This is a genomic window from Streptomyces sp. H39-S7, assembly GCF_027158205.1.
In the GTDB taxonomy this organism is placed as follows: Bacteria; Actinomycetota; Actinomycetes; order Streptomycetales; family Streptomycetaceae; genus Actinacidiphila.
Map to the genome: position 1 here is coordinate 111,421 of NZ_JAPVLU010000024.1, position 12,780 is coordinate 124,200.

The 12,780-nt window shown below is 68.0% G+C and carries 10 protein-coding genes and 3 pseudogenes; 4 read left to right on the top strand and 9 right to left on the bottom strand.

All coding sequences use genetic code 11. The features are described 5' to 3' along the window. Positions 1 to 193: 193 nt before the first annotated feature. Positions 194 to 1,150, bottom strand: coding sequence for a cyclase family protein (locus tag O3X23_RS23620; protein ID WP_269273519.1), 957 nt, complete (start codon positions 1,148 to 1,150; stop codon positions 194 to 196). 5 nt (positions 1,151 to 1,155) lie between these two features. Next, positions 1,156 to 2,142: a fumarylacetoacetate hydrolase family protein gene (locus O3X23_RS23625; RefSeq protein ID WP_269273496.1), complete on the bottom strand. Its 987-nt coding sequence runs from the start codon at positions 2,140 to 2,142 to the stop codon at positions 1,156 to 1,158. A 110-nt stretch (positions 2,143 to 2,252) separates the two neighbouring features. On the opposite strand from O3X23_RS23625, the gene O3X23_RS23630 reads away from it, so the two are divergent. Beyond that, the gene (locus O3X23_RS23630) at positions 2,253 to 3,161 is read left to right on the top strand and encodes a LysR family transcriptional regulator (RefSeq protein WP_269273497.1); all 909 of its coding nucleotides are present in this window, start codon (positions 2,253 to 2,255) and stop codon (positions 3,159 to 3,161) included. Between the two features lie 212 nt (positions 3,162 to 3,373). Beyond that, positions 3,374 to 3,670, top strand: a complete 297-nt coding sequence (locus tag O3X23_RS23635; protein ID WP_269273498.1) for a hypothetical protein — start codon at positions 3,374 to 3,376, stop codon at positions 3,668 to 3,670. A 108-nt stretch (positions 3,671 to 3,778) separates the two neighbouring features. Here the strand turns inward: O3X23_RS23635 and O3X23_RS23640 are convergent. Then, positions 3,779 to 3,886, bottom strand: a pseudogene (locus tag O3X23_RS23640) (carbohydrate ABC transporter permease); the annotation flags it as partial. Between the two features lie 112 nt (positions 3,887 to 3,998). After that, positions 3,999 to 6,458: an RICIN domain-containing protein gene (locus O3X23_RS23645; RefSeq protein WP_269273499.1), complete on the bottom strand. Its 2,460-nt coding sequence runs from the start codon at positions 6,456 to 6,458 to the stop codon at positions 3,999 to 4,001. 1,570 nt (positions 6,459 to 8,028) lie between these two features. Here O3X23_RS23645 and O3X23_RS23650 point away from each other — a divergent pair. Then, positions 8,029 to 8,169, top strand: a pseudogene (locus O3X23_RS23650) (IS30 family transposase); the annotation flags it as partial. A gap of 99 nt (positions 8,170 to 8,268) precedes the next feature. Continuing rightward, entirely contained in the window at positions 8,269 to 8,784 is a 516-nt protein-coding gene (locus tag O3X23_RS23655) for an aromatic-ring hydroxylase C-terminal domain-containing protein (protein ID WP_269273500.1), read from the top strand. 47 nt (positions 8,785 to 8,831) lie between these two features. Here the strand turns inward: O3X23_RS23655 and O3X23_RS44235 are convergent. From O3X23_RS44235 to O3X23_RS23675, 5 genes and pseudogenes are all read right to left on the bottom strand, one after another. Next, positions 8,832 to 8,997: pseudogene (locus tag O3X23_RS44235) on the bottom strand (IS110 family transposase); the annotation flags it as partial. 225 nt (positions 8,998 to 9,222) lie between these two features. After that, positions 9,223 to 10,476, bottom strand: coding sequence for a low temperature requirement protein A (locus O3X23_RS23660; RefSeq protein WP_269273501.1), 1,254 nt, complete (start codon positions 10,474 to 10,476; stop codon positions 9,223 to 9,225). A gap of 445 nt (positions 10,477 to 10,921) precedes the next feature. Next, positions 10,922 to 11,089 (bottom strand): hypothetical protein, encoded by a 168-nt coding sequence (locus tag O3X23_RS23665; RefSeq protein WP_269273502.1) that lies wholly within the window; start codon positions 11,087 to 11,089, stop codon positions 10,922 to 10,924. Between the two features lie 65 nt (positions 11,090 to 11,154). After that, positions 11,155 to 11,757: a TetR/AcrR family transcriptional regulator gene (locus O3X23_RS23670; RefSeq protein ID WP_250992787.1), complete on the bottom strand. Its 603-nt coding sequence runs from the start codon at positions 11,755 to 11,757 to the stop codon at positions 11,155 to 11,157. A gap of 22 nt (positions 11,758 to 11,779) precedes the next feature. After that, a complete protein-coding gene (locus O3X23_RS23675) occupies positions 11,780 to 12,613 on the bottom strand; it encodes an alpha/beta fold hydrolase (RefSeq protein ID WP_269273503.1) in 834 nt (277 codons plus the stop codon). Positions 12,614 to 12,780: the final 167 nt, after the last annotated feature.

Genomic DNA, 12,780 nt, shown 5'->3' on the forward strand with positions numbered 1-12,780 from the left:
TTTCGGGGTTCCTCCCGCTTGAGGGGCCGCGCGTCGTCGGGCAGCGGCTGGAGGTCGGTCCGGAGACCGGAGTAGGTGTGGAGGGCACGCGAAGTGCGTTCATCGGGAGCGGGGTCGGGGTGGGTCCTGGCGAGGGGCCGGGCGGGATACGGCTGTCCTGGACGCATTCCGTCCGGCCGGCTCTCCGGGACGGCTACTTGACGGCGATCGGGTTGACGGGCGACCCGACGGCGCCCGTGATGGGCAGGGGGGCCGCGGTGAGCCAGAACTCGTACACCCCGTCGGCCGCGCAGTCCGCCGCGAGCGCGTCGGGGTCCCACATCTCGCCGATCAGCAGGCCCATGTTCGGAATGGCGACCTGGTGCAGCGGCTGGAAGGCGTGGTCGAACTCGTTGGGCCGCACCTCGAAGCCCCAGGTGTCGGTGGCGATCGCGGCGATCTCGGTACGGTGCAGCCATCCGGCGGCGGTGAACGACAGGCCCGGGGCCGGGCCGCCCGCGTATTCGCCCCAGCCGGTGCGGCGGGCCCGGGTGAGCTGCCCGGTGCGGACGATGACGATGTCACCGCGACCCACTTCCACCCCGTGCGCCTCGGCGCTGGCGGTGAGGTGTTCCTCGGTGATGGCGAAGCCGTCGGGCAGTTCCCCGTCCACGCCCAGGACACGTCCGACGTCCAGGAGCACGCCACGGCCCGCGACGTGCGGAGCCATGTGTTCGATGCCGGTGACCAGGTCTCCGGCGGAGGTGACGGTTTCCGCGGCGTTGCGGCCGTTCCACGCCTTGCCGTGGTCGAAGATGTGACCGAGACCGTCCCACTGGGTGGAGCACTGCAACGGCATGGCGATCACATCGTCCGCACCACCGATACCGTGCGGGAAGCCCTGCAACCCCAGTGCGGCGTCGGTGCCCGTGTCGAGCATCGTGTGAACGGGGTTGGTACGCCGCCGCCAGCCCTTCTGCGGCCCATCCATGTCGAAGCGCTGGGAGAGCGAGAAGGCCGTGCCCCGGCGGATGAGTGCGGCGCCCTGCCTGCGCTTGGCCTCATCGAGGAAGTTCAGGGTGCCCAGCCGGTCGTCCGCTCCCCACCGGTCCCAGTTGGAGTAGGACGTCGCAGCGTGGGCGATGGCACCCTCGGGGTCGCTGCGGTCCAGGGCGCTCACGGGGCGGGAACTTCCGCGACGCAACGGGTGCGCTGGGTGCCCAGACCGGTGACGGTGCCCTGCATGACATCACCGTCACGCAGCAGGCGCCCCCAGTGCATGCCGTTACCGGCGGGGCTTCCGGTCAGGACCAGGTCACCGGGCAGCAGGGGCGTGGTCTGCGAGGCGTAGGAGACCAGCCGCGCCACGTCGAAGATCATGTCCTTGGTCGACTCGTCCTGCATGGTGTCGCCGTTGAGTTCCAGGGTCACCTGGAGGCTGCCGGGGTCCCCGACGGAAGCGGCGGGGATGATCCAGGGGCCGAGCGGGGTGAAACCGGGGGCGTTCTTGGCACGCAGCCAGTCGGCGCCGATCTCCGGCATGTCCCGGCGGAAGACCAGCTCACGAGCTGTGAGGTCGTTGGCGATGGTGTACCCGGCAATGTGGGAGAGCGCCTCTTCGACCGGCACCCGGTGAGCGGGCTTGCCGATCACGGCGACGAGTTCCAATTCCCAGTCGGGCTTCTCGCACCAGGCCGGCAGAACAACGTCGTCGTAGGGGCCGGTGACAGCGGAGGGCAGTCCGATGAACATGTAGGGCTGGTCCTCGGTCGCCCTGCGGTCCATCATGGCCGCAGTCTGCTCCCGGACCTGCTCCGCGGGCCGACCGTCCGCCGGCTCATGAGCCACCGCCAGGTCAACCACGTGCTTGCGATAGTTGGCACCCGACTGGAATATCTGGCGCGGCTCGAGCGGTGCGTGCACGCGCACGTCCGCGAGTGCTACCCACTCCCCCGCACCGTCCTGGGCCAGGGCTTCCAGGCGCGGCAGACTCCGCTCCCAGTCCTCGAGAAGATCCCTGACCGTCAGCCCGGGCTCCCCGAACGCCTGAGCGATGTCCAGGACACGCCCTTCGGGGACGACCAGAGCCGGGAACGGCGCTCCGTCGGCCACGGACACAGTGCCGACGGCGAGGGGGCCGGAAAATTGCGCGAGTGTTGCCACGGGGTTTCCTCTCCATGCGTTGGCACTAATCTGGACCCCGCCGAGCAATCAAGGAAATCGATTCTGTGGATACTGACTATCTACGCAACGAATAGCTGCAGGAGCCGCCGGTGAACCTCGCCAGCCTGGATCTCAACCTCACCGTCGCCCTGCGGGCGCTGCTGGAGGAGCGCAACGTCACCCGAGCCGGACACCGCGTCGGCCTCAGTCAGCCCGCCATGAGCGCCGCCCTCGCCCGGCTGCGCCACCACTTCGACGACGAGCTGCTCTTCCGCACCGGCAACCGCTACGAACTGACGCCCCTGGGCACCGCCCTGCTCACCCGCACCGCCACCGCCTGCGACCTGCTGGAACGCCTCTTCACCACGCAGGCGGACTTCGACCCGGCCGTCGAGGAACGCGAGTTCACCCTCCTGAGCGTCGACTACGGTGTGGCCACTTTCGGCACCGAGCTCGCTCGCCTTCTCCACAAAGAAGCGCCGGGCATTCGTCTGCGCTTCCTCCAGCCCCCGCCGGACATCCTGGAGAACACCGCTACGATCCTCAGCACCGTTGACGGTCTCCTCATGCCGCACGGCATCATCAGCGGCTTCCCCACCGTCGAGCTCTACGAGGACCGCTGGGTGTGTGTCGTGTCCGAGGATCACCCCGAGGTGTCCGACCGGCTCACCCTGGAAGACCTCGCCCGTTTCCCTTGGGCGATCTACCAGCGCCCCTACGACACGCCCGTCAACCGCCAACTCAGCATGCTCGGCATCGACCCCCACATCGAGGTCTCCACACAGAGCTTCCAGCTCCTGCCCGCCCTCGTCGCGGGTACCCGCCGCATCGCCATGATCCAAGAACGCCTGGCGCAGCAACTGCTCGACGCGTACGCCGTACGCATTCTCCCGTGCCCCTTCGACGCGGTCCCCGTGGCGGAGGCTCTGTGGTGGCACCCCCTGCACACCCAGGACGCCGCTCACATCTGGCTGCGTGAGACAGCGATGAAACTCGGAGCGCAGATGGCTCGCCGCTGACCGCTCCTGCGCTCGGATGAAGCCGCGTCCTGCACGGGTGGTCAGCTCGCGCAGGCAGGACAGGCTTCCGGTTCCGTCTCCCATCCAGTCGGCCGATAGGTGCTATCACCGCAAGCAATGGGTCCGCGTCTTCCTCGACAGGTGGGCGGTGCCGCAGTGTGTCCTGCATCGCCGCCGGCAGTCTTCTCCGGCCCATCGAGAGGAACTCACTCATGCGCGCATACAGGACAACGGGGCGAAGTGGCCTGCGTTCCGCGGATGTCCGCGTCTCCCTGGTGAGTGGCGGCATCGGCGGTTTCATCGGTGCCATGCTGAGTTCCTGCATCAATGGAGCCCTCGTCGGACTGCCCTCCAATGAGACTGCCAATATGGTGAATCATGCGATCTCCGGGCTGGCGAGTGGCTTCTTCGCCGGTTTCGCCGCCCTGCTGGTACACCTGCGTAAGTCCGGCGCACCCGACCCGGCCGCAGCCGAAGGTGACCCGAAGCCGGCGCTGACCGGGCCGTGACCAGGCAGTAGCAGGTCAAGCCGGCCGCACAGCCCGGGTGGCGGAGCACAGGCGTAGCGCTTCTGAAATCCGTCGGCGATAGCTCAGCTCAATGACTTGGCTACGGATTCACCTCACGGCTCCAGCGGTCATGCCCGCCCGCCAGAACCGCTGCAGGGCGAGGAAGGCGATGAGCAGGGGCACGACCGAGACGAGTGATCCGATGACGACCAGAGGAGTGGGGGCGGTCGTACGTGAGCGTCTGTTGAGAACGCCCGAAGCCTGCGGCAGCGAGTGGCGCTCGCTGCCGCAGGTCAGGTCGTGCGAGTGCTGCAGGACCAGTCCTGAGTCAGTTGATGGTCCATTGTTGGAGGGGGTTGTTGGTGTTGGTTTGTTGGGTGGTGAGGGCGCCGTCGGTGGTGGAGGCGGTGGTGAGGAGGAGTCCGCTGCGGTTGTTGGTGAGGGTGTAGGTGCCGGTGGGGAGTTTGGTGGCGGTCCAGTGCTGGTTGATGCCGGTGCCGCAGGTCCATTGGATGATGGGGTTGCCGGGGGTGGTGGCGTTGCCGGAGTCGTCGGCGCAGAGGTGGGAGGTGCCGTTGGCGATGGTGTAGGAGCCGTCGGGTTGCTGGGTGAAGGTCCAGTTCTGGTTGGTTCCGCCGTTGGGTGTCCAGGTGATGAGTTGTGTTCCGGTGGTGGTGGAGCCGCCGGGGTTGTCCAGTGCCTTGCCGGAGGCGGTCAGGGTGTGGGTGCCGTTGAGGTTGCCGCTGCCGACCGGGTTCACCGACCAGGTGAACGTGGTCGAGCCGCTGGCGGTGCCGGAGGTCGCGGTGACGGTGACGTTGGAGGTGCCGGTCGCGGTGGGGGTGCCGGTGATCCGCCCCGAGGAGTTGATCGACAGCCCGGCCGGCAGGCCCGTGGCCGAGTACGTCAGCGCCTTGCCCTGCGAGTCGGAAGCGTTGATCTGCAAAGACACCGCACTGTTCACCGTGCTGCTCTGAGCACCCGGGTTCGATACACCCACCGACTCGGCACCCGAAGAACCCGCCTGCGTCAGGGTCAGGGTCTGCTCGGCCGCGGTTCGTGATCCCCCGACGGGGTTGCCCGTGCCGTTGGTCCAGGCGCGGGTCGGCGTGGTCTCAGCGAGACGGCTGGAGTCCGAGGACAGTCCCAGGACGAGTCCGCTGTAGCGGTTCACCAGCCGGTAGGCGCCGGTCGCACCGCCGGAGGTGTTCTTGCCGGGGATGATGAACCACTGCTGCCCGACGGTGGGGCTGGATCCGAGGTTCGTCACCGTGGGCCTGGCCGCCCAGGCACGGTTGGCCGTGGGGTTGGAGTCGACGCCCAGCGCCTGGCCGGAGGACGCGTTGGTGATCCTGAAGGAGCCGTCGCCGTTGCTGGTGAAGCTCCAGGCTTCCAGGCCGGAGCCGGTCGCGGCGGCCACGGAGGTGGTCGCCGAGCTGCCGGAGCTCTGGGTGAGCACCCGGCCGGACCCGTTGCCGATCGTGTAGGTCTTCGACGGGTCGACCGGTGAGGGAGCCGGGGAGTTCGAGTTGATCGTGAGGTTCAGGTAGTTTCCGTCGCCGCCACCCGGGCACGAGATGGAGCAGTACGAGCGGAAGTTCTTGCCGACGATGGTGGAGCTGGTCTTGTTCACGCCGTCCAGGAACCATCGGTACCACGAAGCCCCGGTGTAGCCGCCGGAGTTGCCGACCAGCGTCCATTTCTGGGTGGCGAGGTTGTCGGTGGCGTAGTACTGCTGCGGGGCGTTGCCGCTCTGGTCGACCGCCTGCGGTTCACCGATGTACAGGCCCAGGTAGGCGTTGTAGGTGATGTCCATGACGAACAGCGGTGAGGTCGGCGGCATCTTGCCGGCCGCGACCTGCTGGTCCACGGTGCCGGTGTTGGCCGGGCTGTACTCCTGCGCGGCCGGGGTGTATCCGCTGCTGTTGGTGGAGGTCGGCACCATGTTGCTTTCCTTGCCGCCCACGCCGGGCTGCGACCAGGAGCCGTCGTACCACTTCTGCCAGGAGCCGGCCGCCATCTTGGAGGAGATGGGAGAGCGGGCCACATGCGAATAGAACGCCTTCCAGCTGCCTCCCTTGTCCACGATGCGCGAGCCGTACGTGACGTAGAAGTAGCCGGACGCGGTGTCGACGAACATCCGCTGGTCGCCGTCGCCGTAGTCGTACGTCTGGTTCGGGAACGCGGCGGTGTCGCCTCGTGCGGTGCTGTACGGGGAGGTGATCGCGTGGCCCAGGATGTTCCAGACCTTGCCCTGGTTCGTCGAGCGCGCGTAGTCGATCGCGTCGTAGTGCAGGCCGTCGCCGAACGGCTGCGGGGTGAACTCGTTGTGCACCAGGCCATACCAGTCACCGGTGTCCGGGTCGACCCACACCCCGGTCAGGTCGCAGTAGTTCTTCTGCGCGTACCCCGAGCCCGAGGGCGCGGCCGTCGCCGTCACACCGGTCGGACTGTTGTTGCAGCGCCAGGTCGTGTCGTTGTTCCTGTCGCTGGAGTTGGCCGGGTTCACCGCGTTGCTGATCGCACTCGACCGAGAGGCGTCATCGAAGTTCGTACCGGTGAAGAAGTCCCAGTAGCGGGGGTCGCCGGCACCGTACAGCGCGGCGGACTGCTGGAAGTAGAACGTGCCGTCCTTGTCGATGTAGGGGATCGCGGAGGTGTCGGTCGGATACGCGTAGGAGCCCGTCGACCCGACCGAGACCGAGTAGGTGGCGCCGGGCGGGAGGGCCGACGCGGTGGACCCCATGGTGCCCGCTGCTATGAGGGCGGCGGTTGCGGTGACGCCCATGAGCGCTCTTCGGAGGCGTGACATGGGTGGTCCCTTCTCTGGGAGTGTGCGGTTCCGGCGGCGCCGGAACCGAAAGATCCGTAACCCTCGGCCGGGCCGGCGCCGGCCCGGTCGACGCCGGAATGATCGGCTGCGTCGCGTGGCCGGCCTGCTGTGGTGCCATTCCTCAGCCACTGCACGGGAGTGCTGCCGCCGAGTCCCGCCTGCGCGCCGTCGCGGACAGCCGGGGATGCCGCCATCTCCGATGTCGCGTCGATCACGGTCGGCCTGGGCAGCCGGTCGCGCAGGCTCTTCAGCCCGGCGCTCTTGAGCACGTCCAGGAGCGGTTCTTCGGCATGGTTGGCGAAACAAGGGGCGCGTGAGGAGGGAAGTACCCGTTCATGAACGCCTCCTGGCGGATATTGCGCGCACGCCGTGTGGGGGTGGAACGGCGGCAGCGGAGCAACGTCGTCCACGCGGATGGCTGGTGCTCGGCTGGAATAATCCACCGCCCATGCTTGCGTGTCAACAGTTTCAAGCAGAAATGAACAGAGCGCGAGCAGCTGGAATGCACAACGCGTCATGACCTGGCAGAACTGCGCTTTTGTCAGGAATCTTCCCAGTTACCAAGGCGGCCTTGCTGGATCATATCTGCCCATGAGTCAGACATTACCGGCGAGTTCGCGGCAATGGACAGAGCGGAGGGGGCCCGATCTCACATCGTCAGGCATCGCCTCCGCCGCCCAATCCCACAGTTGATGCTCGGAATTGTCCAAACCAGCGACTGGTCAAACATCACTGGACTCAGTGCGAGCAAGACGGATCGCAATGCCCGGCGGGTGGCGGCCCCAGCCGTGTTGCTCCCTGCCCCTGCCAGGAAGCCCGAGTAATCCTGAGGAGCGATCCTCCCGCCGTCAAGACCCGACTCACCAGTAGGAGTTGGACTTCTCCTTGTCGTTCTTGACCTCTCCGAAGGACCATCCGGCAGGGTTGACAGGGCACTGGAGGTACATCATCATCCTCCCAGACCTGAATGATTGAATATGCGTAAACCTCCGCGCAATTGATCACCAATCTGCACAGCGCGCCGCGCCCGCGAGCCCTGTGGCGAAATCGGCTTCCCTCGGGCCGCCGGCGCGGCCGCCTGGGCCCGCAACCGCACCGTCTCCGTATCGCCCTTGCGTCGTCCGGGGTGCTGGCCATCTCGCCGTGGAGCACGGGCGGCTGGGTGTACTCACAAACCTTCGACCACACCTCCACCGGCCACCGACCCCGTCCGCAACCAACCGAAGGTCATTTGCGGACGGCCGTTAGGCGAGGATGGCGGCAAGGATCTTGTCGGTCAGCCTGTCCAGGTAGTCGGGCGCGGGCGGTGCACGTGGGTAACGAGTCATCGCTTGGTGCCTGTGGGGCGCAGCGTGCCACCACATCCAGTCATCTGTCATGGCCGCGGCAAACAGTTGGCTTGATTCCGCTTACGACGCGCAAAGTTGGGGTCCTCGCCCGGCCCACCACCCGATTCACGGTGTCGGCCCAGGTCAACGGACTTGACACAGCCCCCGTCACCACCTGGATTCCGGCCCGGACGCTCGACCTGCCGGCCCAACCGCGGAAGTCGCTGACCTGGAATCGCGGCATGGAACCGACCACCCACAGGAACGTCAGCGCCGCGACCGCCCGGAACGTCTACTTCGCCGACCCTCAGAGCCCGTGGCAGCGCGGCACCAACGAGGCCGGGGCATCCGCGGTGGTCTGCCGGTACAGCCATGATCTTGACGGCACCCTCATTTTGTGGCTGGTCAGCGGTCCGTAGACCATCACCGGCGCAGCCTTGCGCGGGGCGTCCGACGCGCTCCTCGACACCTACGAGGCCGAACGGCGGCCGGCCGCGCAGCATGTGCTCGCCCTCACCACCCAAGTCTTCGAGCAGGACCGCGTGGACAAGGACCGCGGCTTCTCCCGGCGCGGCGGCGAGACCTTCCAACTGGGCCTCGGCTACCGCGACAGCCCCCTCACCCGCGATTGCCGCGACGACCTGGCCGACGACGCACTGCGCGCCGGAGACCGCGCCCCCGACGCCCCCTGTGGGCCCATCCGTCTCTTCGACCTCGTCCGCGGCCCGCACGCCACCCTCTTCGCCTTCGGCGGGACCGACGCCCCGGCCTCCGAACGCTTCAAGCCGGTCCGGGTCGGCCGGCCCGGCGAGCAGGGCGACGTCATCGACGTGGACGGGCATGCACACAAGGGGTACGGGGACCGGGGACTCTTTCTCGTACGGCCCGACGGGTATGTGGCACTCGCGACGGAGGATCCGGCGGACCTTGCCTCGTACGAGGTCTTCTACTGATTCCCCATGAAGTTGGCAACGCGGGTTGGTGACTTGGTGTGAGCACTTCAGCCCAAGGCGACCGGGTGGGGTGGCGGGGCGATCTCGAAGGTGCGGCCGTCGCGTATGAGTGCCCATAGGACGTTCGGACGGCGTCGCGCGAGGGCGATGACAGCCTGCCTTATGGGTTTTGTTCTCGGCTCGCTTGCGGTCGTAGTAGGCCTTCGAGGTGGGGCCGCATCGGGAGGCACGGGACGCCCACCCTGCGCCTCCAAAACCCGGCCCCGTTCCCGGGCCTGATCAGTTCCCGGTTCGGTTGCCGGGTAGTGTGCGGCGAGATTATCGACGCGGGCGGTCAGACCGTCCGGCCCGCGTACGGCCGCTCGGTGTTGCCCCGAACGCCTCTGTTCGCGGATCCGGGGCACCCGTTGCGCAGGGCCGCAGCCGAAGGTCTCCTGGTCAGACTTGGCCTTGGCCTTGGTCTTGGACCGGTGCCGACCGCCGTTCGAACCAGAGGTGGGCGAGTACGACCAGGGCCAGGCAGACCACCAGTGTCCGGCCGCTGGCGTCGGTGGCGAGCAGGCCCAGCAGGAGCGGGACTGCGATGCCGGTGATGACCCGGGAGATCGTCCTCTGCGTGTCCGAGCTGCGGCTGGCGACGCCAGTGACCACCCCGAGGGCGAAGTAGGCGGCCATCGCGCCGCACAGAAGCCAGCGGCCTGAGTCGGGCAGCGCATCGGAGCCGTGGCCGACCACCGATGAGAGCGACACGCCCAGGGTCGCGACGACTCCGGTCACCAGGCAGTGCAGACCAAGGGCGGCGCGGGTGGAGATGCGGCCGGCGCGCAGGTGCGGCAACCCGGCGTACCCGAACACGACCGACAGGCCGAACATCCCGGCCAGCAACACAAATGCCGCGACACCGGTGGCCAACAGCCCGATGCCGTACCGCGCACCGGCCGCGGCGTCGACGACCTGCACCACCGACTCGCCGAGCACGATGATCACGAAGAGTCCCAGCCGCTCGGAGAGGTGAGCCGGATCGACCGACACCCCTTGAATGACCGGCCCCGTCCCGCCGGGACCAGCACCGGGGCGCCGCCGACGCCGGGTAGCGGCGCGGGCGGTGAATTTCGCCTGCACCTGCTGAAGGAGCTTGTCCCCGGAGACGGCCAGGATCAGCAACAGGTCCAGGCCCACCCCGACCGCCCAGAGCGTGGGCTTCCACCGCTCCTGGATCCAGATCGATATGAACCAGGGCAGCAGTCCTGCCGAGTACTGCACCACCGGGAAGTCCAGCAGGATTTCGCCCCGGCGCCAGGAGTGGGCCCCGTAGATACGCGTGGCGAGGTACGCGATCACAAAGACGGTCACCGGACGCTGGTCGTTCCCGTGCCCGAGTACGGTGTGCGCCACCCCCGGCACGGACGCGGCCATCACCCCGAGACCGGTCATCCCGATCATCAGCCGCACCACCCTGGTCCGCCCGGCCGAGATGTTGCTGTACAGCATGAACGTCGTCCACGACAACCAGAACGTGAGGTACAGCAGCGTGTAGACACCAAGCCCCGCGGCGTCCAGTTCGAGCCCGAGCACATGTGTCAGGGCTGCCACGCCCGCCACCGCCACAAGGTCGAAGAACAACTCGGCCCAGCTCGCATGCCGCTCGACCTTTTCATCGTCAGGTTCGTACGCAGTATCCAGGTCGGTCACGGATCGCAGCATAGTTCCGCCCACCTTCACTGTCCGGCCCCGGGGACGATCTCTGAAAGCTCATCAGGCCGCCACTCAGAGAGCGCTCACACCAGGGATTTCGTTGGATCCCCACCCGCCTGGGAGCCGACCCAGCACCCTGAACCGCTCTGGTCAGCGCGGCATCTGCAGGGTGCAGACGGCCTCGGTTCCGGGGACGCTGGCGACGGTAGGGATGCCGCCGTGAGCTTCGGTGAGCCGCGGGCGGTGGACAGCCCGAGGCCGCTGCCGCAGGTGTGGCGGTAGCGGGACTTCTCTGCGCGTCAGAACCGGCCGAAGATGCGGCAGGTCCTCCGGGTCGATGCTGGAGCCGGTGTCGCTGACCTGGATCAGGAGCGAGTTCCCGGTCCGGAAAGGCCGCACGGTGACCCTGCCACCGGGGGCGTGTGGCGTACGGCGTTGAACATCAGGTTGCCGGCAGCCCCAGGTTGTCGCCCGCATCGAGGAACTCACGGTGCAGTTGAAGCGTGCCGGCCTCGGCCGCCGCCAGGTCCCGAAGGGCGTCGATAGCGTGGTGGAGCAGCAGGATCTCCCCCCGTAGCACAGAGGCCACGTCGTGGTCAGAGGTGAGCACCCCGTCCTGGGTGCTCCAGCCAACTGCGGATGGTGCTGAACGGTGTCCGCAGTTCGTGGACGATGTCACTGGCCCATACCCTGCTCGGCAGGGGCAGTGGCGTCGCCAGGGTCAGGGACCGCGGCGGGGTCGGCGACGGCGGAGCGCAGCCCACGGTCGATGAGGTCGATGAGGTACTCGAAGCTCTCGCCGATGTCGGCGGACCACTGGAATCCGCCGGATGCCTGCAGGTGGGCGAAGCCGTGAAAGACGCTGCGCACCGCCCGCAGCGCGTGGGTCATCTCCTGCGGAGGGATGTCGTACCCCCGCAGTACCGCCGCGAAAGGGCTGATTCCCCGTCCGGCGGCGAGCGCGATCGGGTCGTCGGGACCGGTCGGTGTCAGGCCCAGGGTGGCCGCGTAGCGGCCGGGGTGGGTGACCACGAAGTCGCGGAGCGCACCGGCGGCGGCGGCCAGGGCGTCGCGCCCGGCGAGGCCCTGGATGGCTGTGCCGATCGCGACGCCGGCCTCGTCGAAGGCAAGCGCCGCGATGCGCCGGTGGAGGTCGTCCTGGCTGGCGATGTGCTTGTAGAGCGACGGGGCGCGCACCCCCACCCGCTCAGCCAGCCGGCCCATGGTCAGCTCGGTGAAACCGATCTCGTCGGCAAGCGCGGCGCCGGCGGCCACAATCGTGGCCGCGTCCAAACCTGCCCTAGGCACTGACACCGGCCAGGAACTTCACGACCGCGGCCGAAGTCTGCTCGGGGAACTGCACATGCGGGTAGTGACCGGCCCCCTCGATCATCTCCAGCCGGCCCAGACCGGTCGGCAGGTCAGCGACGATCGCCTCGCCCTCGGCCTGCGGCGCGGCCCAGTCGGGGTCCAAGGTGCCCTGCACGACGAGCACCGGGCAGGTGACGTTGCCCAACTGCTCAGCGGCGTCAGCGGGAGAGATCTTGCCCATCGCTTGCAAAACCTTCATCCGGCCGGGCTCCTGAAGCATCGCGGTGATCTGCCCCAGACGCGCGTCGAAGTCCACGGGCTTGGAGCCAGGGTAGGCCACGTCGAGGTACTTGGCCCATTGCCGGGTGCTGCCCAGGATGGTGGTGCCCATGAGATGGGTCAGCCCGCGGCGGTAGCCGGCCACCCGCAGGTCGCCGAGGCGGACCTGCTGCTTGCGGGTGAAGGGGGCGAGCTCGACCAGTGCGGTGATGAGCCACGGGGCCTTCGCCGCGGCGATCGTGACCGCACCGCCGGCGATGGAGTGGCCGACCAGCACCGCCGGCCCGCCCAGGTGCTTGACCAGGGCGATCAGGTCATCCGCGAGGGCGGTGCGGGTGTAGGACGCCCACCCGACGCTGGACTCACCATGGCCGCGCAGGTCCACCGCGGCGACCCGGTAGCCGGCTTCGACCAGGGCGGGGGTGAAGAACCGGTAGGCCTCGCGACTGTCGCCCATGCCGTGGGCCACCACGACCAGCGGCCCGACGTCCCCGCTCACCTCGTACGCGAGGGTCCCACCGTCGACGTTCAGAAACTCGGTCACGACTACCTCCATATGGCCCGCTCATCAGCGGCTAATTGTGTTAGCTAAAAGCTATCAGCTTTAGCTTTGGAGTCAAGCCCCGTTCGGGCGCTGCGGGTCAGGCGGCGCCGCACCGGGCATTGGAGCCTCGCGACCTCGTTGTGGGACGGCTGGCCATCGCTGTCGAG